Source organism: Eikenella sp., assembly GCF_057315495.1.
In genome coordinates this window covers 80,780-104,247 of record NZ_DBHKXY010000028.1, presented here as the reverse complement: position 1 = coordinate 104,247, position 23,468 = coordinate 80,780, and the positions used below count along the sequence as shown (strand labels likewise).

The window sequence follows — 23,468 nt, the reverse complement described above, 5'->3', positions numbered from 1 at the left end:
GGCGGGAAATTTTGCTTTTACAGCTAAAGAGTTTACTTCCTGCGGCAGTGGCTCACCACGCATGCTGTTGGTAGTCCGACACTTGGGAGAAGGAAGCATTGCTTGGCTATCGTGGGGGCCGTAGTTTTTCAGGTAGCCTTTCGATGGCTGGGGAGGCTACCTGAAAAAGATGGTTCGATTTTCAGGTAGCCTGTGCTTGGTGTGGGCTTGCAGGCTATCTGAAAGTTTGCGTCATACCATTGCTATTGCAGCAGCAGCCCGAAGCGGATACCGATTTTGCGCCATTGGGCGGCATCATCAGCCAGCGCGCCGGCGGTGAGGGGATTGTCTTCCGGCCATTGACGGCTGATGGCGAGGGTGTAGTTTTTGTTTTCGTAGCTCAGTCGGGTGCCTGCGGGCAGGGTGTGCGGCAGGCGGGCGCGGCAGAATAGTACGGCCAGGCGTAGGGCGGCCACGGCAAGCCACATGGTGGAGCTGATGGGCAATTCGGCCATTTTTTTTAAATCGCCGCGCTGACCAAGCACCAAAGTGGCGAGGATTTGCTGCTCTTGGCGGGAAAATCCGGGCATATCGGCTTGCTCGAGTATGTAGGCGGAATGCTTGTGGTAGGCGGTGTAGGCGATATCGGTGCCGATTTCGTGCACGAGGGCGGCCCAGCGCAGGTATTGTTGCCAATAGTGGCACTCTTTTTCGGGTTCGCGTTCGGCGAGCATCTCGAAGAATTGGGCGGCGAGGGCGGCCACGCGCTGGGCTTGGTTTTGGCTGACGTGGTAGCGCTGTTGGAAATGGTCGATAGTTTGCTCGCGCATGTCTTCGTTGAGCTGGCGGCCGATGAGGTCGTAGAACACGCCGTCGCGCAGGGCTGCGTCGGTTACGGTCATGCTGTCGATATCGAGCTCGGCGAATACGGCGCTCATCACGGCCAGCCCACCGGCGAATACTTCGATGCGGTCGGCTTTCATGCCTTCGAATTTAGCTTTTTTGGCGCTGCCGGCTTCAATCAGGCGGGCGGCAATTTTTTGCAGGGAGGCTGGGGTGATGCGGTTGTCTTCGGGATTGGCGGCAGCGATGAGGTCGCGCAGGGTGCGGGCGGTGCCGGAAGTGCCCACGGCCAACTGCCAGCCGGTGCTTTTTAACAGCTTGGCAATGCGCTGGATTTCGCTGCGGGCGGTGTTGACGGCGAGCTTGAAGGATTCGGCGGACACTTTGCCTTTGGGGAAGAAACGCAAGCTGTAGCTCACGCAGCCGAGGTTGAGGCTTTCGGTGATGTCGGGCTGCAGGCGGCTGCCGATTACGAATTCGGTAGAGCCGCCGCCAATATCGACCACCAGCATCTGCCCGCTGCCGGGCGGCAGGGTGTGGATGACGCCGGTGTAGATGAGGCGGGCTTCTTCGCGCCCGGCGATGATTTCGATGGGAAAGCCCAAAGCGGCTTCAGCACGGGGCATGAAGGGAGCAATATTTTTGGCCACGCGGAAGGTGTTGGTGGCCACGGCGCGCACCTGCTCGGGCGGGAAGCCGCGCAGACGCTCGTGGAATTTGGCCAGGCAGGCCAACGCGCGCTCTTGGGCGGCTTGGTCGAGCTGTTTGTGTTCGTCCAGCCCGGCGGCGAAGCGCACCATGTCTTTGATGGAGTCAACGATTTGCAGCTGCCCGTTGAGGTTGGTGCAGATTTGCAGGCGGAAACTGTTGGAGCCAAGGTCTACCGCGGCCAGCATATTAGCGGGGATGGTCATATTGTTTGTGTCGGATGGAAAGCGTGTATCTTACCTTGCGGCGCCTAGTGTGTCATTATGCTGCGGCATTCCAGCTAGCCTTTAGGGGAGGCGGCTTTGCTATAATGCGCTTGAGGCTACCTGAAAATCGGTTTTCTATGTTTCAGGTAGCCTGCGTTATGGTTTAGATTGAATGTGAAAGGTTGGTTTATGCGGATTCGTGCGTGCAATGTTGTGCTGAAACGTAGTGCGGCAGCGGGGTTGTTAGCGCTGCTTGGAGCCTGCTCGCTGGTGAACTATCGGCCGGTAGCTACTATTTCGAAAGTAGATACCACGCAGGGCTACCGGCTGGAGCAGAGCATTGCTCAGCAAAACGACGATGTATTCGTGGTGCTGCTGTTTTCCGGCGGCGGTACGCGTGCGGCGGCTTTGGGCTATGGTGTACTCGAAGAGCTGGCCAAGCAGCCGGTGTATATCGAAGGGCGGGAGAAACCGCTGCTCGATAGCGTGGACTTGGTGTACGGCGTGTCCGGCGGCTCGGTATTGGCCACTTATTATTCGCTGCACGGGCGCGATACCATCCCCGCATTTGAACAGCAATTCTTGAAGCAGAATTTCCAAAAACTGGTGGGCCGGCAAGTGTTTTCGCTGGCCAACCTGCCGCGCCTGACCTCGCCTGAATTCGGGCGCGGCGATTTGCTGCAGGAGCAGTTTGAAGCCACTTTATTCGGCCACGCTACTTTCGGCGATTTGGCCAGCCGGCGCAAAGGCCCGTTTGCCGTGGTGTCGGCCACCGATATGTCGATAGGTAGGCGCTTTGATTTCACGCAAGAATTTTTCGACATGATGTGCCTCAACCTTTCCGATTTGCGCCTAGCGCGCGCCGTGGCCGCCTCCAGCGCCGTACCGGTGGTGTTTAGCCCGATTACGATTAACAACAACGGCGGCAACTGCGGCTACACCCTGCCGCCGCGCCTGCAAAACGTGCTGGAGCATGGCAGCGACGAGCAGCAGCAAGCCCGAACCCGCCGCGAGTTCGGCCAAGAGTTGGCGCTATATCAAGACAGCAAAAACCGTCCTTATGTCCATTTGCTCGATGGCGGACTCACCGACAACCTCGGCTTACGCGGCCTATTGGAAGCCACTGAAATCTATCCCAGCCAAATTCTGCACCGCCAGCTGGCCAACCAAAACGTGCGCAAAATCATTGTGATTAGCGTGAACGCGCAAAACCAGCTCGACAGCACCATCGATCAGAGCGCCAAAGTGCCCGGCCTCTACGATGTGTTGGGCGCCATCATCAACGTGCCCATCGACCAAAATTCGCAAGAGTCGCTACGCCGCATCCGCGCTGTGGCCGACCAATGGAATAGCCAGGCCAACAGCCGACAAGGCCGACCTATCAGCCTGCATTTCGTGAGCCTCAGCCTGCGCGATTTGCCCGATTCTACCCTGCGCAAAAACGTGCTCAATATTTCCACCAGCTTTTACCTGCCGCGTGAAGACATCAACAATCTGAAAGAAGCCGCCCGCGTGCTGATGCGCCAATCGCCCGAATATGCCTGGGTGCTGGCTGCCTTGTCGAAAGAAGCGGGGTTAGAATCAGGGGTACAAGAAGGCTTGACTACTTCGGCTCAAGATGCCTGCAAAAACGGCACAGCGGCAGCCAGGGCGGATTGTTTGGAGGAAAGTAAGGCAGAGTGAGGATAATTGGTTAAGCTGAAAGGCTACCTGAAAGATTTCAGGTAGCCTTTTTATAGTGGGTGGATATCAAAGCAAGCCAGTGTTGGCTTGCCTTACCGTATTGATCAGCTTTCAGGTAGCCTGCTTTCTGCGTGCGCCCCACACAAATAGCGCCACGCCTGCCCATACCCACAGATAACCGGCAAACTGCATACGGCTGAACGGCTCGTGGAAGGCGGTGAGTCCGAGTAGGAATTGCAGACTGGGTGAGAGGTATTGCAATATGCCGATGGTGGTGAGGCGGATGCGTTGTGCGGCGGCGGCAAACAGCAACAGCGGAATCATGGTGGCGGCACCGCTGCCGATGACGATAGCCAGGGGCAGGGGTGGCAGTTGGGCGAACACCAGGCTGCCGTGCCGATAGTGCCAGCCCAGATACAGGAGGGCAAAGGGCAGCAGCATCAGGGTTTCCAGCGTGAAGCCGGGCAGGGCGGGTAGTGGGGCGAGCTTGCGCAACAGGCCGTAGATGCTCCAGCTCACGCCGAGGCCCAGTGCAATCCAAGGCATCTGCCCGCCCCATGCGGAAAGCCATACCACGCCCACGATGGCCAAAAGAATCGCGCCGATTTGCAGCGGGCGCAGGGCTTCACGCAGAAACAGGCGGCCGCAGAAGATACTGGCGAGTGGTGCGATGAAGTAGCCTAGGCTGGCTTGCAATACCTGCCGTTGGGTGATGGCGGCCAAATAGAGCAGCCAGTTTGTTGCCAATAAGGTGGAACAGATGGCGAAGGCGGTAAGGATTTGGCGGCTTTTGACGGCTTGTACGAGCTGGGTGCGGGCGGAAGGTGAGCAGGCTACCGTGCCGATAGCGAGCAGCGATGCCCATACGATACGGTGTGCCATCAGTTGCCCAGCGCTGATGGGCTGACCGACCAGGGGCAGCCAGTAGAGCGGAAAAAAGCCCCAAATCAGGTAGCAGCCGATGACGCAGTAGAGGCCGCGGCGGTATTCGGTGGAGTGGGTGGTATTCATGATGTGTTGGCGGATGGTGTAGGGGCTACCTGAAAGTTTTCGTTAAAAGGGTGGGCGTAGTTAAATGATTGTATTTTTTCAGTATGGGTGCACGCTGCTGTGCTATTTGTACTCATCAACTCGCCATCTGGTATGAAATAGTAGGTATTTAGCGAGAAAATGCAAGGTATTAAGACAGTCTGCCTGTTGATATGAAAACGGTAGAGGCTACCTGAAAATCCATCGGGTGTTTTTCAGGTAGCCTCTATCAGCCTTTGGTTTGGGCTGCTTACATCAGGTTCAAATCGTTTACGCGTTCGAAGATATGCGTGCTTTCGCGGCCTTCTTCGTAGAGCTTGATGCGCAGACGCAAGTCGTTGGCAGATTCGGCCTGGCGCAGGGCTTCGTCGTAGTCGATTTCGCCGTTGATGTAGAGGCGGAACAAGTCTTGGTCGAAGGTTTGCATGCCGTCGTCTTCGGCGCGTTCCATCAGCTCGCGAGCTTCAAGCAGCTGGTTTTTGAACACGTGGTCCTGCATAGCGGGAGTGTTGATCAGCAAGTCGATGATGGCGTTTCGGCCTTTGCCGCCTTTTTTCAGCACCAAACGCTGGCCGATAATGGCCACCAAGTTCAATGCCAAGTCCATCAGAATCTGCGGATGCCGCTCTTCCGGATACAAGTTCATAATACGCTCAACGGTTTGGCTGGCGTTGGTGGCGTGGATGGTGAAGAAGCACAAGTGACCGGTTTGCGCCAGTTGCAGGGCATATTCCATGGAGTGTTCGTTACGAACCTCACCCACGCAGACTACGTCTGGCGCCTGACGCATGGCGCTTTGTACGGCCGCACCCCAGCTGTGGGTATCAAGGCCGACTTCGCGTTGGGTGATGATGCTCTTGATCGGACTGTGGATATACTCGATCGGGTCTTCGATGGTTACGATGTGGCCGGCAGAGTGTTTGTTACGCCAGTCGAGCATCGCGGCCTGCGAAGTGGATTTACCGGAACCAGTGGGGCCGGCCAGAATAATCAGGCCGCGCTTGCGCATGGAGAGCTCTTTGAGTACTTGCGGCAGGCGCAAATCGTCGACGGTGAGGATGTTGGTGGTAATGCGGCGCATTACCAAGCCAATACGGCCTTGCTCGTGATAGGCGTTCACACGGAAACGGATGCCGTTTTGCGATTGCAGGGAGTAGTTCAGCTCCCACTCTATCGGGAATTTGGCTTTTTGTTCGTCGTTGAAGGTGGAGTAAACGATTTGTGCGGCTTCGTCTTCGGTGAGCGGTTTTACCGGAATCGGCACCAGCGTGCCGTCGATTTTGAACGAAGGCGGGAAATTGCTGCTGATGAAGATATCGGAAGCGTTGCGTTTGAGCGATTCATCAGCCATTTTTTCCAGCAGCGGGTGCAGTTTGGCACGCTCACGGGTTAAGTGCTGGTTCGGCCCATGGCCGACAGGCTGTGCCGGCGCGGCATGCAGCGGCGGATGATTAGGCGTAGCTGGTGCGGGTCTGGCAGCAGGCTGTTGCGGGTCTGCTTGGGGTTGTGGAGCGGGCTGCGGTTGGGGTTGCGCTTGTGCCGGTGCGGTTTGCTGCGGGGCAGGCTGAGCCGGTTTGGCCGGAGCCTGCATCGGCTGGGCAGCATTGGGTGCGAGAGCCGCGGCGTATTTGGATTTGAGTTGCGGCTGCGGCTGTGCTGCTTGTTGTTGCACCGGTTGAGCGGGCTGGGCAGGCGGCGTAATGGGCTGCGCCACGAAACCAGGCTCAATCAATTCTGGTTCGCCGAATACGCTTTTGGGCAAATCGGGCAGCGGCGGAATCTCGAGCGTGCCGGCAGCCAGCTGGCTTTCCACGGCGGCTAAATCGCCATTCGGCATCATGGCAGAGGAAACGGGGGTAGGCTCAGGCGGCATATCGCCACCCTGGTTGGCCATTTCGGAGAGCAGCTCGGCCAAGTTTTGTTTGTGCTGATCGTTTGACATGATGTTTTCCCTTGTACGATTGTCGGTTTAGACGAGTTGGTCGGGGTTCTGAGCTTTGGCACGGGCGGCATCGATGCTGATGATGCCACGTTTGAGTAGTGCCTGCAGGGATTGGTCGAGCGTCTGCATACCATGCGCCTGACCAGTTTGCAGGGCAGAACCGATTTGGGCGATTTTGTTTTCGCGGATCAGGTTACGCACGGCGGCGGTAGAAATCAGGATTTCGTGCGCGGCCACGCGGCCTTTACCGTCTTTGGTTTTGAGCAGGGTTTGTGAAATCACGGCGCGCAGTGATTCGGAAAGCATGGAGCGCACCATCTCTTTTTCGCCGGCGGGGAACACGTCGATAATACGGTCCACGGTTTTGGCGGCACCGGTGGTATGCAAGGTGGCGAATACCAAGTGGCCGGTTTCGGCGGCGGTGAGCGCCAAGCCGATGGTTTCCGGGTCACGCATCTCACCCACCAGGATGATATCCGGGTCTTCACGCAATGCGGAGCGCAGGGCGTTGGCGAAGCTGTGGGTGTGTTGGTGCAGTTCGCGTTGGTTTACCAGACACTGCTTACTTTCGTGCACAAACTCGATCGGGTCTTCGATGGTGAGGATGTGGTGATGATGGTTTTCGTTGATGTAGTTGATCATTGCCGCCAGGGTGGTGGATTTACCGGAACCGGTAGGGCCGGTTACCAGCACCAGGCCGCGCGGTTGGTCGGAAATTTTTTGGAACACTTTGGGCGCGTTCAACTCTTCCAGCGTGAGCACTTTGCTGGGAATGGTACGGAACACGGCAGCCGGGCCGCGTTCGGTGTTGAATGCGTTCACACGGAAACGGGCGATGTTGGGCAATTCGAAGGAAAAGTCGGTTTCCAGCCGTTGTTGGTAGTCTTTACGCTGGTGGTCATTCATGATGGAAGCGATCATGTTGCCCACTTCTTCGGCGCTCATTTCCGGCAGGTTGATGCGGCGCACGTCGCCGTGCACGCGGATCATCGGCGGCAGGCCGGCAGAGAGGTGCAAGTCGGATGCTTTGTTTTTCACGCTGAACGCGAGTAGGTCGGTAATCTGCATGGCGTTTGAAACTCCCTTTTCAGTAAATTTTTTTGCAGTTTTGCTAAAAACAGTTCATTGTAAATACAGATGGCGGGATAAATAAAGGAAAACTTGTATTTTCATGTAAAATTGGCGGTTATCTGAAACAGGATACAGGGTTTTGGCATGTTTCTGGCTATTCGCCGGGATGATGCCCAGTCAGCCAGAGGCTACCTGAAAATCCATTCCGTTTATTTTTCAGGTAGCCTCCTGCAATCTACCGGCCAATCAAACGCCATTCCAAACACCCTTTCTTATCATGATGACCCCGCAACAAAAAGGCCTGGCCTGGACGGCAGCGATGGCGCTGTTTATGCAGTCGCTGGACGCCACCATTTTGAATACCGCGCTGCCGGTGATGTCGGTAAGCCTGCACGAATCGCCGCTGCAAATGGAGCTGGCCATCATCAGCTATGCGCTCACTGTGGCCGCGCTGATTCCACTCTCGGGCTGGCTGGCCGACCGGCTGGGTACGCTCAACGTGTTCCGGCTGGCGGTAGCGGTGTTTGTGCTCGGTTCGGTGGCCTGCGCCGCTTCTCCCACTTTAAACTGGCTGGTGCTGGCGCGGATTTTGCAGGGTGTGGGTGGCGCGCTGATGATGCCGGTGGCGCGGTTGGCGATTATCCGCACCGTGCCCAAATCGGAATTGGTAGCGGCATGGAATTTGATGTCGATGACTGGCCTCATCGGCCCCATCGTTGGGCCGATTTTGGGTGGTTGGATGGCGGTAAACCTGTCTTGGCACTGGATTTTCTTTATCAATATCCCCATCGGCCTGCTTGGCATTGCTGTTGCCGGCCGCTATATGCCCAATGTGCGCACCGATACGCAACCATTAGATTGGCAAGGATTCTTGCTGTTTGCCGGCGGCCTAGTGGGGATTACCTACGGGCTGGAGCTGGCAGCGGAAAACCTGCGCAACGGCAGCCGCTCCTTATTGATAATCGGGCTGGGCGCGGCGGCCATGTGGTTGTATGCCGCATATGCACGGCGTGCTAAAAATCCACTGCTGCCGCTTTCTCTGTTCCGGGTGCATACTTTTAGCATCGGGCTGGCAGCGAACCTGATGTTCCGCGTGCTCTCTTCCGGCATTCCCTTCCTGGTGCCGCTGATGCTTCAGGTAGCCTTTGGTTACAATGCCGAAATGGCGGGTTGGATGCTCGCGCCGGTGGCGTTGAGCTCGATTTTGATGAAACCGTTTACTGCGCCGATTCTGGTGCGCTTCGGCTATAAAGGCACGCTCTTGGGCGTGGCCGTGGCCATGTCGGCCGTGGTGGCCGCGCTGTCGCTGCTCGATTCGCGCAGCTCGATAACGTTTTATATGCTGCTGGCCACCTGCTTCGGCCTGTGCCAATCCCTGATGTTTACTGCCATCAACACCCTTACTATCGGTGATTTGTCGAACGAAGAAGCCAGCGCGGGTTCGACCATGCTCAGCGTGGTGCAGCAGGTGGGTATCGGCATCGGCATTGCCGTGGCCGCCGTGATTTTGGGCGCATACCGCGCCGCCGTGGGCGAAACCGGCTCACTGCTGGAACAGGCCTTCAGCTACACCTACCTATCGCTGGCCGCCTTCGGCCTGGTGCTGCTGTGGCTGCTGGCCAAACTGCATGCCGGCGACGGCGGGCATTTAAACCGCAAGGCTACCTGAAACCTTCATCCGCACATTTGAACAGATTTGAAAGCCATCATGAGCAACACCACCCCCAACTACATTACCCCAGTCGGCTGGCAGGCATTGAAAGACGAGCTCTACCGGCTGGTGAACAAAGAGCGCCCCGAAATCGTGCAAATCGTCAACTGGGCCGCCTCCAACGGCGACCGCAGCGAAAACGGCGACTATCTCTACGGCAAGCGCCGCATGCGCGAAATCGACCGCTGCATCCGCTTCCTCACCAAACGGCTGGAAGCGGCGCAAGTGGTCGATCCCGAAACCCGCGAAGCCACCGACCAAATCTTCTTCGGCGCCACCGTGGAACTGCTGCGCGGCAACGGCGAAGAGCAAACCGTGCGCATCGTGGGCGTGGACGAAATCGACACCGCCCGCCGCAAAATTTCCTGGACCTCCCCGCTCGCCCGCGCCTTGCTCAAAGCCCGCGAAGGCGATGAAATTGTGTTCCACGGGCCGGAAGGCAGGGAAGAAATCGAAGTTTTGTCTGTAGCTTATGTGAAGATAGAGTAGGGGGCAGATATATCGTATGGGGAAAGAATGGAACTTCAAGTTCCACGGAATCAAAAATAAATTGTCCGTAAATATCTAAAAGCTTTTGCAGGCGATCTGCCGGCTCATCTTGATTGATAATTTCGGCAAAGAGGATATAACTCCGATCAGGCGTTATATTTAAAGAAACCGTAAGTTCACAGAACAAGCCTTCTTCCGGACGGCCTATGCTTGCGGTAATATTTGGATAGGTAGGAAGTTGATAAGACATGAAAAAAGCCCCTTTGAATTAGCTTAATCAAAGAGAGCTAGTCCAGCCTTACAATGTAGATAATGCCTGTTTGGCAAAGATACCGTCAGGACTAGCCCCCGACGGCGCGAAATATATAAGGCTACCTGAAAATTTTCAGGTAGCCTTATATTGCCGAAAAGCGGTGTTGCCATGCTTAAACAATATCCGTTTTAGCCGGCTTGGTGCAGAGATGACGGCCATGCTTGGATGGCGTGCCGACAGGTATAAAACTCATTCCTACAAGGTTACAGGCTAGCTGGAATTTAGCAGGCGGCCTGCAACGGAATGAAGGGATAGTTTCAGGTAGCCTTTCACCATGTTGCAGGCTATAATCTGCCGCCATTAGTCGGGGTGCCGCAGAGGCGGCTGAGAAAATACCCGTTGTACCTGATACAGCTAGGGGCTGCCGGCAATTACTATTTCCGCATCTTTTCGCTCCCAAAGTAGCATCTTCCGCGTTGGCAATCCTCGCAAGGGGTCTACCTTGCTGCGGTTTCCACCTTGAATCTACCGCCTTGGGAACAAAAAATCCGCTTGGAAAAGTAATTGCCAACAGCCCCAATACTGGCGTAGGAAACTATGTAGGCGGCTAGGCATCAAACACTACAGTTGAGGCTACCTGAAAGCACAGCTGAAGAGCCCGCCATATTCTCTTGATACAACACCACTTCTCGCCCGATCCAACAGCGGGCGTTTTTCTTGCCCGTTCCGCCAACCACTAGGAATAAAGCAATATGGAAATCAAATATCTGGATCAAGTCCGCGCCCGTAACCCGCTGGTGCACAACATCACCAATATCGTGGCGGCCAATTTCTCGGCCAACGGCCTGCTGGCTATCGGCGCCTCGCCGATTATGGCCGACAGCGTGGACGAAATGGCGGAGCTGGCGGCAGTTAGCTCGGCAGTGGTATTGAACATCGGCACGTTGAACAAGCAAAAGGTGGAAGCCATGCTGGTAGCGGGCAAATCGGCCAACCGCGCGGGCGTGCCGGTGGTGCTTGATCCGGTGGGTGCAGGTTTTACCGGGCTGCGGCGCGAAACCACGGCGCAGCTGCTGGCAGAAATCCGCTTCTCCGCCGTGCGCGGTAATGCGGGCGAAATGGCGCACATTGCAGGGGTGGAATGGCATGCTAAAGGTGTGGATGCGGGCAGCGGCGCGGCCGATTTGCACAGCATCGCCCAACGCATTGCGCAGCAATACGGCTGCGTTGCCGCCATCAGCGGCGAAACCGACTATGTTTCCAACGGCAGCCGCACTGCCAAGCTGAATAACGGCACGCCGCTGTTCCCCAAAGTAACCGCGTCCGGCTGCCTGTTGAGCACGGTAGTGGGTGCATTTGCCGCTGTGGCCGCGCCGGAAGACTATCTGCACGCCGTGGCCGAAGCCTGCACAGTGTATGCCGTGGCCGGTGAATTGGCGGCGCAGGGCTTGCAGCCTGCGCAGAGCGGCTCGTTCGCATGGAAACTGATCGACAGCCTGGCCGCCATATCGGCGCAGGAAGTGGCGGCACGCGCGAAAGTGGAATGGATTTAACAGCTTAAATCAGGAGAAAACAGATGACGCAAATTGCACAAGCCCTCACCATCGCCGGCTCCGACAGCGGCGGCGGTGCAGGCATTCAGGCCGATTTGAAAACCTTTCAAATGCGCGGCGTGTACGGCATGAGCGTGCTGGCAGCGGTAACCGCGCAAAACACGCTCGGCGTGCAGGCCATCCACGGCGTGCCGCTCGATATTATCCGCGCACAAATCGATTCCATCGCCGCCGATTTTCAGGTAGCCGCTTTTAAAATCGGTATGCTTGGTACAGCTGAAGTGATTGAATGCGTAGCGGAAAAACTGGCAGGCAAACCGTTTGGCCGGCTGGTGCTCGATCCGGTGATGGTGGCCAAGGGCGGCGCGCCGCTGTTGCAGCAAAACGCCGTCTCCGCGCTCAAACGGCATTTGCTGCCGCTGGCCGATGTGCTCACGCCCAATCTGCCCGAAGCCGAAGCGCTCACCGGCATCGACATCCAAACCGATGCCGACGCCGAACGCGCCGCCCGCATCTTGCAGGAAGCCGGTGTGCAAACCGTGGTGATTAAAGGCGGCCACAGCGGCGAATCGCAAAGCGAAATCTGCCGCGATTGGGTGTTTATGCTGGATGGGCAGTTTACGCTGGAAAGCCCGCGCTTCCCCACGCCGCACACTCACGGCACCGGCTGCACCTTCTCCGCCTGCCTCACCGCCGAGCTGGCCAAAGGCGCAGCGGTAGAAGCGGCCATCCGCACCGCCAAACAGTGCATCACCGCCGCCATCTCTCAGCCCATCAATATCGGCCACGGCCACGGGCCGGTAAACCATTGGGCGATGCGCGCAGAGTGTGGGAAGTAAGCAGACAGCTTGGCTGTGTGCAACAGGCTACCTGAAAAGCTTTGGCTTGGTTGAAATCGATGTTTCAGGTAGCCTTTGCCTATATGACTGAAAGGCTAACTGAAACTCGATGTGCTAAAACAAACGGCTTGGAGCAAGATTCCAAGCCGTTTGTTTATTGTGCCAAATCCGCCTCAAACACGCCCCTTAAGGCGTTGGAGAGGCGGATTTCTTCGGCGTGTTCCAGCATGTCGCGGGTGATGTGCGTTTCGATGACTGCGTCTGCGCCCAAGTAGGTTTGCGGCTGCTGCAACACGGCTTGGCGCATGACGCCGTTGAGGATGTCCAAATCCAGAGACGGGGTAAGCCATTGCCCTTGGTATTTGATGAATACGTTGCTTCTGCCGCCTTCGAGCAGGAGGTCGTCTGAATTGAAAAACAGGCTGTCGAACGCGCCTTGTGTTTCGGCGGTTTGCCATGCTTGGTCGTACAGGGTGCGGCGGGTGGTTTTGAAGCGGCGCAGGTAGTCGCGGCGCGGGAGGGGTTGCGGGGCGGGGATGACGCGCTGCGGGGCGGACAGCTCGGCGGTGGCGGCATGGCTGAGGATGAGGTCGTCTGAAACGAGCTCGGCTTTCAGGCGGAAGAGGCCTTCTGGCAAGTCGGCGATGTATTGCCGGATTCGGGTTTCGCCATCGTCGGACAGGGGCAGGTTGAGGGCTTGGGCGGAGGTTTTCAGACGGCCTAAATGCAGGTCGAGCAGGCTGCATTGCCTGTTTTTCACGCGTATAGTTTCGAAGATGCCGAAGGTGGGGCGCAATTCGTTGAGGAAACGGGCTTTCCAGCCGCATTCCCGATATTCGGCGGCGTGGTCGCTGTCGATGACGATGCCGGAACCGACGCCGTACACCCCTTGATATAGTGGATTAACTTTAAACCAGTACGGCGTTGCCTCGCCTTGCCGTACTATCTGTACTGTCTGCGGCTTCGTCGCCTTGTCCTGATTTGTTAATCCACTATCTAGGTCGTCTGAAACTGAGTTAGAAACGGGTTTGAGCGACAGGGTGCGGATGACGACGTTGAATATGCCTTCAAACCCCAGCCCGCCCGCGCAGGGTTTCAGGTAGCCGATGCTGCCGGTGTACAGGCCGCGCGGTTCGGCTTCGAGCGATTCGATAATCTGCATGCTCATGCGTTTGGGTGCGCCGGTGATGCTGCCGCAGGGGAAGGCGGCGCGGAGGATGTCGGCGGCGGTAATGTGCGGCAGGGCTTGGGCTTGGATGGTGCTGGTCATCTGCCAGACGCTGCCGAAACGCGATACTTTAAACGGCTCTGGCACGCATACTTTACCGGTTTGGGCGATTTTGCCGAGGTCGTTGCGCAGCAAATCGACAATCATCACGTTTTCGGCGCGGTTTTTCGGGTCGTTTTGCAACTCGGCGGCGCGGCGTTCGTCTTGCCCGTCGCCCAAAATCGGCGCGGTGCCTTTCATCGGTTCGGTACTGATGGTGCCGTCCGAACCGATTTTGAGGAAGAGTTCGGGCGAGAAACACAGCGTCCACGCGGATTGCCCTTCCGCATCGGGCAGGTGGGACAAGACGGCATAGGGGACGGGCTGGCGCAGGCGGCGGTAGAGGCTGACGGGATTGCCGTAGGCTTGCAGGTGCAGGCGGGTGGTGTAATTGATTTGATAGGTGTCGCCGCGCCGGATGGCTTCGTGGATTTGGCGGATGTGGTCGAGGTAATCGGCTTCGGATACGGAGGATTGCGGCGTGGAAATGCCGGCGGGGAGGTCGTCTGAATTTTGGGCAAGCCAGCTTTCGGCATCGATGTCGGCGCAGTCGGCAAACCAGTGCAGGGCAAGATTGCCGCCGCGTTCGGACTCAATCCCCATCAGCGGCAAACCGAATTCGTAGTCTGCAAACAACACAGCATGCAGCCCTTTTTGCCAGCCCTTTTGCAGCGTATCGTCCAGCGAATCCAGTTCGTTATGATGGAAAAGGCGGCTTTCCACATGATTTTGATAGAGTTTTGCGCGGCCGCTCACGGCATCGTCAAACAGGGCGAAATAGGGCATGACTGGAATAGGCAAGATATGAACGGGCGGATTATACGCGTTTTGATGGCTGGGGTTTGGGCTACCTGAAAAATGGATCGGGATCTTGAACTTGGTCGCCGCCCTCGCTTTCAGGTAGCCTTTATCCCAGCAACTCAGGCTACCTAAAATCGCTTCATTATCATCCAAACAAGGCTATAGTGGATTAAAATTGCAATGATACGGCGTTGCCAACGCCCTTATGTACTACCCGTACACGGCAGGCGTTGCCGCCTTGTCTCATTTTTATTTTAATCCACTATATAATCGCGGCTTTGTTTGCGAATAAAGGGAGGCGGGCGATGTTCCGCAGTTTTTTCCTCAACCGGCGCTGGCTGCGCTGGTCTTTGGCCGGTTCGCTACTGATTTTGGCGGCCACTTGGTATCGGGTACAGCTGAATGTGCAGATTAACGATTGGTTCGGCACATTTTACGATTCGGTGCAAAAAATGCTGGAAAAGCCGGGCTCGGTGAGCCTGGATGAGTTCAACCGCCAGGTGTTCACGTTTGCCCGCATTGCGGCGGTGTATATTCTGGTGGTGGTGATTAGCGGCTTCGTTAATAAGCATTATGTGTTCCGCTGGCGCTCGGCGATGACGGAATACTACATGCGCCACTGGCCGCTTTTGCGCGGGATTGAGGGCGCGGCGCAGCGGATTCAGGAAGACACCATGCGCTTTGCCACGATTATGGAGTCGCTGGGCGAAAGCGGCCTGCGGGCGGTGCTCACGCTGGTGGCGTTTCTGCCGATTTTGTGGAAGCTGAGCGAGCCGATTACGGAATTGCCGCTGGTGGGGCATGTGGGCCATTCGCTGGTGTATGTGGCTATTTTGGCGGCGCTCTTGGGCACGGTGGTGCTGATGGGGGTGGGCTGCAAGCTGCCGGGGCTGGAGTTCGACAACCAAAAGGTGGAGGCGGCCTACCGCAAGGAATTGGTGCTGGGCGAGGATGATGCGGCGCGGGCGGATGCGCTCACTTTAACCGAGCTGTTCAAAAACGTGCGCCGTAATTATTTCCGCCTGTATTGGCATTATCTTTATTTCGATGTGGCGCGCTATTCGTATTTGCAGTTTTCGGTGGCGCTGCCTTATTTGGCCATGGGGCCGGCCTTGGTGGCAGGGGTGGTGGCGTTGGGCGTGATGCAGCAGATCGTGCGGGCGTTCGGGCAGGTGCTGGAGGCGTTCCAGTTTCTGGTGCGCTCATGGTCGACGATTGTGGAGCTGATGTCGATTTACAAGCGCTTGAAGGGTTTTGAACACAATATTGTGGCGGCGCAGGCGGAAAGTTGATGCTGCACGCTGCAAGCGGAGAAAGGCTACCTGAAACTGTTTTCAGGTAGCCTGCTTATTCCTAACCATAGAATTTTTGATTATATAAACAGTAACAAAAAGTATTTCTGGCAGCTTTCCTCTTCTTCTATCATACGAAAGAAATTTAGGGCTCACTGCCCTTACGCAAATGGAAGGAGAGAAAAATGTCTTTAGAACTGAAACGGCTTTTGCCCAAATGGGGCTTGGCTTCGCAAATTACCTTTGCTTTTTTCGGCGCCGTTGCGCTGGGTTTGCTGGTGCGTTTTGCCGGCGGCAGCAGTGTGGTGGCGTCGGCAGGCAATCTGTTGGGCTCGCTGTTTGTGGGTGCGCTCAAGGCGATTGCGCCGCTGCTGGTGTTCACGCTGGTGGTGTCGGCCGTGGCGCGACACCGCAAGGGCATAAATTCGAATATCCGGCCGGTGATTGTGCTGTATGTGGTGGGCATGGCGGTGGCGGCATTGCTGGCGGTGGCGGTAAGCTTTGCATTTCCGTCTTTTGTGCCGCTCAACGGGGTGGATGTGGCGGATAAGCCGATTCCGAACGGGTTTGGCGAGGTGCTGCAAAACCTGCTGCTCAAAATCGTTATCAATCCGGTACAAGCCTTGGCAGATGCCAACTACATCGGCATTTTGGCTTGGGCCTTGGTGTTGGGCTTGGCTTTGCGCGCTGCCGACGAGCCTACGCGCAATTTTCTGCAAAACATTTCCGATGCGGTAAACAAGGTGATGTATTGGATTATCCGCCTTGCCCCCATCGGCATTTTCGGGCTGACGCTGCATGCGTTTGTGAGCACCGGCTTGGAAAATCTGGCGGCCTATCTGCATGTGCTGCTGGCGATTGTGGGCGCGATGGCGTTTATGGCGCTGGTGCTGAATCCGCTGATTGTGTTTTTTGCAATCCGCAAAAATCCGTATCCGCTGGTGTGGACTTGCCTGAAAGAGAGCGGGCTGATTGCTTTCGTTATCCGCAGCTCGGTGGCCAATATTCCGGTCAACCTGAATTTGTGCAAAAAGCTGGGGCTGGATGAGGAAACCTATGCGGTAACCATCCCGCTGGGTGCCACCATGAATATGGAAGGCGCATCGATTACCATCACTATCCTGACGCTGGCAGCAGTGCATACATTGGGCATCCATGTGGATTTCATCACGGCTTTTTTACTGGTGATTATTGCCGTTATCGGCGCATGCGGGGCTTCCGGCATTCCTGGCGGGGCGCTGCCGTTGGTGCCGATGGCATGCAGCTTGTTTAATATCAGCAACGATGTGGCGATGCAGATGGTTACCATCGGGCTGATTATCAGCGTGGTACAAGACCCATGCGGTACGCTGCTTAATTCTTCCACTGATGTGGTGTTTACCGCCGCTGCCGATCCGGTGTATCGGCATAGAGAAGTGGTGGGGCAGGTGGAAACGGCGGCTTAACGATAAAAAGGCTACCTGAAAAATAGTTTCAGGTAGCCTTTCTGTTTTCAGGTAGCCCATTTGCCGCGCTTACTGCTGCTCGTGATACTCATGAAATTCGTAGTGATACGACAGCGCGCCGCCGGCTTTTTTCTGCGCTAGGTAATCGTCGTACACCGCGCGGATTTCCTTGCGCAGCAGGAAGAGGGCGATTAAGTTGGGAATCACCATAAAGCCGTTGAACATGTCCGACAAGCTCCACACCACGTCCACTTTGCCCAGCGTGCCCAGCACGATGGCCAGCAGCACCAGCGTGCGGTAGATGGCCAAATGGCGGCCATGGAACAGGAAGCGGATATTGGATTCGCCGAAGTAGTACCAGCCGATGATGGTGGTGAAGGCGAAGAAGGTGAGGCACACCGCCAACAGCTGCGCGCCGCCGCTGCCGAAGGCAATCACGAAGGCCTGCTGCGTTACCGCCGCGCCCTGCAAACCCAATTTGTCGGCATCGGTGAGCAGGATGATCAGCGCGGTGGCGGTGCACACCAGCAGCGTGTCGATAAACACGCCCACAAACGCCGCCATGCCTTGCTGCACGGGGTGCTGCACGTCTGCCGTAGCGTGGGCGTGCGGGGTGGAGCCCATGCCGGCCTCGTTGGAAAACAGGCCGCGTGCCACGCCGAAGCGTACTGCTTCTCGCATACCGATGCCGGCCGCGCCGCCCAACACCGCCTGCGGGTTAAACGCCGCGGTGAAGATGTGGTCGAACATCGGCGCAATGTGGCTGGAGAATTTGAACAGGATCACAATCGCGCAGATGATGTAGATGATGGCCATAAACGGCACCACAAACTGCGTGATTTTGGCAATACGGTCCACTCCGCCCACGATAATCAGCCCGGCCAGTACCGCCAAGCCGAAGCCCACTGCCAAAGGCGGTATGTTGAAGGCCACGGTTACCGCCGAAGAGATGGAGTTGGATTGGGTGGCATTGCCGATGAGGCCCAGCGCGATAATCAGCGCAATCGAAAAGCTGCCGGAGAGGAAACGCGCCGCACTGCGGCCGATTTTCGGCGTGAGCCCGTGCGTGATGTAAAACGCCGGGCCGCCGATGTATTTGCCGTGGCTGACCACGCGGTATTTCTGCGCCAGCAGGGCTTCGGCGAAGATGGTGGACATGCCCAAAATGGCAGAAAACCACATCCAGAAGATTGCGCCCGGCCCGCCGGCAGTAATCGCCGTGGCCACGCCGGCCACGTTGCCGGTGCCGATTTGGGCGGACACGGCCACCGCCAGCGCTTGAAATTGCGACAGCGATTTGTGGTCTTTGTCGGCGGCATCTTTCTTGGCAAAGAGCCCGCCGAATACCGATTTGAACGCTGCGCCGAGCTTGGTAAGCTGCGGCACGCCCAAGTAGATGCTGAAAAAGAGGCCGATGCCGAGCAGGGAGTAGATCAGCAGGTAGTCCCACAGCACGAAATTAATCGTGCTTACCAGGTCGGACAATATTTTTTCCATAGTCGGAACCTCGCAAGAGAAGGGGGTTGGAAACTGGCAGCCTGCGCGTTTGCCGGCCATCTGGCGCAAACGCCGCGAAACTGCGGGAAAAACAAAGGACGGTTAGTGGGAAGCAGCCGGCAAAGCGGCTGCGGCTCAAAAGGGGCGTCAGGCTACCTGAAACGTCCGCCCCGATAGCCGAAGCCATTACCGGCGCAATGGGGGTAATGGCTTGATGGCTGAAATACTGATTCCTTTCTGCTGCGTTGGCTCGACTTGCACTGCCTGCGGCTCGCCGCCTGGTAGGAAGGAATCGTTATTTCCACCGTGGCTAATCTGAAAAATTTTCAGGTAGCCTCAAACTCTTTGAACCATAAAAAAGATAAGGCTACCTGAAAACATATTTTGCTCCGCCTAACCATGCGGCAGCGGGTGAAACAAACGGCCAATCAGCGCTCGGGCACCGGCACCAGCCAACCGTAGCGGTCTTCGGCCAGGCCGTATTGGATGTCGGTAATCGCCTTGCGGATGGCTGTGCCGCGCTCTTGGCTTTGCAGCACGATTTCCTGGCCGTTGATTACCAAAGAAGTCACCGGCGACACCACGGCCGCCGTGCCGGTGAGGATGGCTTCCGCGTCATTTTCTGCTGCAGCCTGCAATTCGGCCACGGTGAAATTGCGCTCGCTCACTTTATAGCCCAAATCGGCGGCCACGCGCAATACGGAATCGCGGGTTACGCCGTGCAGGAATTCTTCGGTGAGCGGCTTGGTAATGATTTCGTTGCCGTTAATCAGCGCGAAGTTGGAAGCGCCGGTTTCCTGCACGTCGCCGTTCGGGCAGAACAGCACCTGGTTGGCGCCGTATTGCTCGCGGGCGCGCACCACGGTTTGCAGGGCGGAGGCGTAGTTGCCGCCGCATTTCACCCGGCCCATGTGCGGCGCACAGCGGATGTGTTCGGTTTCCACCAACAGCTTCATCGGCGAACCCACTTTGAAGTAGTCGCCCACCGGCGAAGCCAAAATATACAGCATGGCTGTGGATGAACCTACGCCGGCCTTGCCGATTACCGGGTCGGTGCCGATAAGGGTGGGGCGCAGATACATGGCGGCGGGCGCATCCGGCACTTCGTCGGCCGCGCGCGCCACCAATTCCAGCATGGTGGAAAGGAAAACCTGCGCATCCGGCACGGGCAGCTCCAACAGTTTTGCGCTCTGCTGCATACGGGCGATGTTTGCTTGGGGGCGGAAGATGACGATGCGTCCGTTTTGCTGGCGGAAGGCCTTCAGCCCTTCAAAACACTCACTGCCGTAATGCAGGCTGTGCGCGCCCGGCGGCAGGGAGAGCGAATCGGAAGACTGCCAGCGCACCGGCTGCCATGCGCCATCGGAAAAAACCAGCACCGGCATCTCGCGGTGGAAAACGCTGCCGAAAACGGCAGGAACTGCTTTTGCCATGATATTTCCTTGTGATTTGTGCTAAGGTGTCAAAGATACTCTTGAAGCAAAGCATTTGACAAGCCTTTTGTGTCAAAAATTGCATCCAATCAGGCTACCTGAAAAACGGTTTCTGCGAAAAGCAAACCCGCCATCAAGGCGCTTACGCCCCGCAGACGGGTTTTCAGGTAGCCTGCTTGCGGGATTGGGGCGTAGGTTTGGAATTAAATAGCAAATTGCGTTAAGCGGGGTGGATTGCTCTGATGAATGCTTAGGAGAAGGCTTGGTAAGGGATAAGCACTCAATGGAAAGCAGCGCCAGAAGCTTCGGTATTCAGCGCATCACCCTTGATGCAAAAGGCTACCTGAAAATCGGAATACACCGTTTCAGGTAGCCTTTTGGTATCAGACTGGCGCTTACAGGGAGGAGAAGGTGTCGCATTGTGCCGGGTCGCCGCTTTGCAGGCCGCGGCGGAACCATTGCAGGCGTTGGGCGGAGGTGCCGTGGGTGAAGCTGTCGGGCACGGCGTAGCCGCGGCTGCGCTGTTGCAGGCGGTCGTCGCCCACGGCTTCGGCGGCGTTGAAGGCTTCTTCCAAGTCGCCCTGTTCAAACAGCTGGCGTGCTTGCGCACGGTTGGCCCACACGCCGGCCAGGCAGTCGGCCTGCAGTTCCACCATAACTGAGAGGCGGTTGGCATCGCGCTCGCTCATGCGGGCGCGGGCACGGTTTACGCGCTCCATGGTGCCGTCGAGGTTTTGCACGTGGTGGCCGACTTCGTGGGCAATCACATAGGCAAAAGCCGCATCGCCCGCTGCGCCGAGCTGGTTTTTCATGTCGTCGTAGAACGAGAGATCGAGGTAAACCTTTTGGTCGGCCGGGCAGTAGAACGGGCCCATCGCGGATTGGCCGGTGCCGCAGGCGGTGGGGGTGCTGCCGCGGTAGAGCACCATTTTCGGCTGCACATATTGCCGGCCTTGGCTGCGGAAATACTCGCCCCAAGCGTCTTCGGTGGTGGCGAGGATTTGCGAAGAGAACTGCGCCAACTGCTCTTCTTCGGGGCTGATGGTGCGTTGCTGCTGCTGTTGCATCTGCGGCATCTGCATGCCGCCGCCGGTGAGGCCGCTTAAATCCACGCCGTAATAGGCGCCGATGAGCACGATAATCAGGCCGGCAAGGCCCATTTTGCCGCCGCCTCCGCCACCTCTGCCTCCGCCAAGGCTGCGGCGGTCTTCGATGTTGCTGCTGCTGCGTTGATTGTCGAGTTTCATATTGGAATTCCTTGGGTTGGTGTGGTTGGGCGGATTATATAACAGGCTACCTGAAAAGCATGCGGAGATTTTGGCTTGGCCGAAACTTACTTCGCTGGTTTTAGCTTCGTTGAAGCCGGTGCTTTCAGGTAGCCTTGGCGTGTGCGGCAGGGGTTTATTCGATGTCGTATTCGATGGTTACGACTAATCGCACTTGTTTGCCGACGGTGGTTTTGTCGTAGCTGCCGCCGTATTCATCGTCGCCGCTGCTGCCGCTATCGGCGTAGATGTTGAACGAGCCTTGCGAAGCAGAGCGCATGGCGCCGACTTTGCCGCCGCTGGTGGAGGCGAATTCGTTGGCGCGGCGGCGGGCGTCTTCGGTGGCCTGTTTAATCAGGCTGTGTTTGATGGTTTCGAGGTTGCCGAGTAGGTATTGCGGGGCTTCGAAATCGATGGCGTCGTTGCCGGCGCGCAGAGCGAGGATGTTTTGGTGGGCGCTTTGGATGCGGTCGAGCTTGCTGCTGGCCACGGTGAGCTGCTGCTTGCCGTCGTAGCCGTTGGGGGTACGGATTTCGTTGCCGTGGGCATCGTGTTCCACCAAGAAGGCCGGGCTGATTTCGGGAGCGGCGGTTTGGATCTCGGCTGCATCAAAGCCTTGGCTGCGTAGGAATTGTTCGAGTTTGGGGCGTTGCTGGTTCAGGCGGTCGAGCACTTCCTGATAACTGGCACCGTGTACGCTCACGGCGGTGTTCCAGCGGGCATGGTCAGACTGGAAGGTTTGTTCGGCCAGGCCTTTTACGGTGATTGTGCCGGGCTGGCGGAAATTTTTAAACTGGCCGCCCAACACGAAGGCGGCGGCCACGAGGCCGATGGCGAGCAGTGCACCGAGGGCTTTAACGCTGCCGGAGAGGGCTTTTTCTGTGGACATGATGCTTTCCTTTGCGCTTGGTGGAAGAGAGCCGGCGGAGGCTACCTGAAAAGGGATAGACGGATTTTCAGGTAGCCTTTGATGCTATTCCTGCCAGCCGCGTTTGAGTTTGTCCAGCTCCCGGCGGTCGCGTTTGGTGGGGCGGCCGTCGGGGTAGGCGGCGCTGATGCGACTGGCCTGGTCGAGTGCTTTTTGCGCTTCGCGTTTGGCAGCGGTGGCGCTGTCTTCGGCGTAGAGGGCGCGTGCTTCGGGGGCGGGGCGGCGCTGATGGTTGAGCGCGAGCACGGTGATTTTGTAGGGCAGGGAGTTGAGCGTGAGGTCGATGGTGTCGCCCGGCTCGATATTTTTGCTGTTCTTCACTTTCGCGCCGTTCACCAGCACGCGCCCGAGCTCGATATGTTTCTGCGCCATGCCGCGCGTTTTGAAGAAACGTGCTGCCCACAACCATTTGTCGAGCCGCATGTGGTGTTCGTTGTGTGAATTTTTGCCTGCCATGGTTGCCTCCGTGTTTAAGCGGCTATTTTATACCAAAGGCCGGGAAGGCGGCTAATGGAAGCGACTGGGTTTGAATGTTGTGTGTATGCGAATGTATGCTGAATATTTTTCTACATATAATCAGCATATTGATTGGATTTTATTGTATGTTTGTACGAAATATATTGCACGTATAATCCATCTTGGTTATATTTGAATGCAAATGAATACAAAAAGAGGTAATTGCATATGGCCGCTGCCAACCGAATTCCGATTAGCGTGCGAATATCGCAGGAAGATGCAGATTTTATTGCTGAATTAAAAATAGAAGGTGCGAATACGCCTTCGGAAAAAATCCGCGAGCTGCTTACACAGGCGCGGCTTGCCCACAGTCAAACCCATGATTACAGCACCGCGCTGGCTGCACAGGAGCAGTTTTTTCAGGTAGCCCGCCGCGACGTGCTGCACGCCGAGAAAGAATGGGGTATCCATTCGCACATTGTGGCGCGGCTGTTTGAGCAGCTACCCGATTTCGCCGCCACGTTGGCCGCTGACCTGCCGGAAAACGCGCAGGCAGCCGATTTGAAACGATACGAGTGCGAACTGATGCGTCGCATCGTGCGCCTTACCGACAGCATCCTGCAGTTGGCTGTTACCGGAAAAGGCGCAGCCTACGACGATACTGTATTGCAACAGCTTGAAAATACTTTGAAACTGGCGAAGATTGTGCAGCAGGCGGGTGATGTTTGACATCTATCCCATACGAACTTGGCTTAAACCCATTTTATGGAAAGGAAAT

At 56.9% G+C, this 23,468-nt stretch carries 18 protein-coding genes; 8 read left to right on the top strand and 10 right to left on the bottom strand.

Features of this window, described 5'->3' with window-relative positions; translation table 11 throughout:
- Positions 1-242: 242 nt before the first annotated feature.
- Positions 243-1,736 carry an exopolyphosphatase gene (ppx, locus tag ACO6EE_RS04755; protein WP_485959606.1) on the bottom strand — a complete coding sequence of 498 codons (1,494 nt, stop codon included), beginning with the start codon at positions 1,734-1,736 and terminating at the stop codon, positions 243-245.
- A 189-nt stretch (positions 1,737-1,925) separates the two neighbouring features.
- Here ppx and ACO6EE_RS04750 point away from each other — a divergent pair, with 189 nt between their 5' ends.
- Positions 1,926-3,419 carry a patatin-like phospholipase family protein gene (locus tag ACO6EE_RS04750; protein ID WP_485959604.1) on the top strand — a complete coding sequence of 498 codons (1,494 nt, stop codon included), beginning with the start codon at positions 1,926-1,928 and terminating at the stop codon, positions 3,417-3,419.
- 111 nt (positions 3,420-3,530) lie between these two features.
- On the opposite strand, the gene rarD is transcribed toward ACO6EE_RS04750, so the two are convergent.
- From rarD to ACO6EE_RS04735, 3 genes are all read right to left on the bottom strand, one after another.
- Positions 3,531-4,430 (bottom strand): EamA family transporter RarD, encoded by a 900-nt coding sequence (gene rarD / locus ACO6EE_RS04745; RefSeq protein WP_485959603.1) that lies wholly within the window; start codon positions 4,428-4,430, stop codon positions 3,531-3,533.
- Between the two features lie 268 nt (positions 4,431-4,698).
- Positions 4,699-5,889, bottom strand: a complete 1,191-nt coding sequence (locus ACO6EE_RS04740; protein WP_485959631.1) for a PilT/PilU family type 4a pilus ATPase — start codon at positions 5,887-5,889, stop codon at positions 4,699-4,701.
- A gap of 528 nt (positions 5,890-6,417) precedes the next feature.
- Positions 6,418-7,458, bottom strand: a complete 1,041-nt coding sequence (locus ACO6EE_RS04735) for a type IV pilus twitching motility protein PilT (RefSeq protein WP_070632868.1) — start codon at positions 7,456-7,458, stop codon at positions 6,418-6,420.
- Positions 7,459-7,738: 280 nt separating this feature from the next.
- Here ACO6EE_RS04735 and ACO6EE_RS04730 point away from each other — a divergent pair, with 280 nt between their 5' ends.
- From ACO6EE_RS04730 to thiD, 4 genes are all read left to right on the top strand, one after another.
- On the top strand, positions 7,739-9,130 hold the full coding sequence (locus ACO6EE_RS04730) for a DHA2 family efflux MFS transporter permease subunit (protein WP_485959601.1): 1,392 nt from the start codon (positions 7,739-7,741) through the stop codon (positions 9,128-9,130).
- A gap of 39 nt (positions 9,131-9,169) precedes the next feature.
- Positions 9,170-9,661 carry a transcription elongation factor GreB gene (gene greB, locus ACO6EE_RS04725; RefSeq protein WP_485959599.1) on the top strand — a complete coding sequence of 164 codons (492 nt, stop codon included), beginning with the start codon at positions 9,170-9,172 and terminating at the stop codon, positions 9,659-9,661.
- A 1,005-nt stretch (positions 9,662-10,666) separates the two neighbouring features.
- A complete protein-coding gene (gene thiM / locus ACO6EE_RS04720) occupies positions 10,667-11,467 on the top strand; it encodes a hydroxyethylthiazole kinase (RefSeq protein WP_485959597.1) in 801 nt (266 codons plus the stop codon).
- Between the two features lie 23 nt (positions 11,468-11,490).
- On the top strand, positions 11,491-12,306 hold the full coding sequence (gene thiD / locus ACO6EE_RS04715; RefSeq protein WP_485959596.1) for a bifunctional hydroxymethylpyrimidine kinase/phosphomethylpyrimidine kinase: 816 nt from the start codon (positions 11,491-11,493) through the stop codon (positions 12,304-12,306).
- Between the two features lie 154 nt (positions 12,307-12,460).
- Here the strand turns inward: thiD and ACO6EE_RS04710 are convergent, their stop codons facing one another.
- On the bottom strand, positions 12,461-14,359 hold the full coding sequence (locus ACO6EE_RS04710) for a bifunctional chorismate-binding protein/class IV aminotransferase (protein WP_485959595.1): 1,899 nt from the start codon (positions 14,357-14,359) through the stop codon (positions 12,461-12,463).
- A 320-nt stretch (positions 14,360-14,679) separates the two neighbouring features.
- Here ACO6EE_RS04710 and ACO6EE_RS04705 point away from each other — a divergent pair, with 320 nt between their 5' ends.
- Both ACO6EE_RS04705 and sstT read left to right on the top strand, forming a co-directional pair.
- Positions 14,680-15,666: a putative transporter gene (locus ACO6EE_RS04705; protein WP_485959594.1), complete on the top strand. Its 987-nt coding sequence runs from the start codon at positions 14,680-14,682 to the stop codon at positions 15,664-15,666.
- A 185-nt stretch (positions 15,667-15,851) separates the two neighbouring features.
- Positions 15,852-17,111: a serine/threonine transporter SstT gene (gene sstT, locus ACO6EE_RS04700; RefSeq protein ID WP_485959592.1), complete on the top strand. Its 1,260-nt coding sequence runs from the start codon at positions 15,852-15,854 to the stop codon at positions 17,109-17,111.
- A 69-nt stretch (positions 17,112-17,180) separates the two neighbouring features.
- Here the strand turns inward: sstT and ACO6EE_RS04695 are convergent, their stop codons facing one another.
- From ACO6EE_RS04695 to ACO6EE_RS04675, 5 genes are all read right to left on the bottom strand, one after another.
- On the bottom strand, positions 17,181-18,608 hold the full coding sequence (locus tag ACO6EE_RS04695; RefSeq protein WP_485959590.1) for an alanine/glycine:cation symporter family protein: 1,428 nt from the start codon (positions 18,606-18,608) through the stop codon (positions 17,181-17,183).
- A 428-nt stretch (positions 18,609-19,036) separates the two neighbouring features.
- Complete coding sequence (gene ilvE, locus ACO6EE_RS04690) at positions 19,037-20,041, bottom strand: branched-chain-amino-acid transaminase (protein ID WP_485959588.1); 1,005 nt, start codon at positions 20,039-20,041, stop codon at positions 19,037-19,039.
- Between the two features lie 395 nt (positions 20,042-20,436).
- The gene (ypfJ, locus tag ACO6EE_RS04685) at positions 20,437-21,288 is read right to left on the bottom strand and encodes a KPN_02809 family neutral zinc metallopeptidase (RefSeq protein ID WP_023886610.1); all 852 of its coding nucleotides are present in this window, start codon (positions 21,286-21,288) and stop codon (positions 20,437-20,439) included.
- Positions 21,289-21,442: 154 nt separating this feature from the next.
- On the bottom strand, positions 21,443-22,195 hold the full coding sequence (locus ACO6EE_RS04680; protein WP_485959585.1) for an SIMPL domain-containing protein: 753 nt from the start codon (positions 22,193-22,195) through the stop codon (positions 21,443-21,445).
- A gap of 84 nt (positions 22,196-22,279) precedes the next feature.
- The gene (locus ACO6EE_RS04675) at positions 22,280-22,690 is read right to left on the bottom strand and encodes an RNA-binding S4 domain-containing protein (protein ID WP_485959583.1); all 411 of its coding nucleotides are present in this window, start codon (positions 22,688-22,690) and stop codon (positions 22,280-22,282) included.
- Between the two features lie 228 nt (positions 22,691-22,918).
- On the opposite strand from ACO6EE_RS04675, the gene ACO6EE_RS04670 reads away from it, so the two are divergent.
- Positions 22,919-23,419, top strand: coding sequence for a hypothetical protein (locus tag ACO6EE_RS04670; protein WP_485959582.1), 501 nt, complete (start codon positions 22,919-22,921; stop codon positions 23,417-23,419).
- Positions 23,420-23,468: the final 49 nt, after the last annotated feature.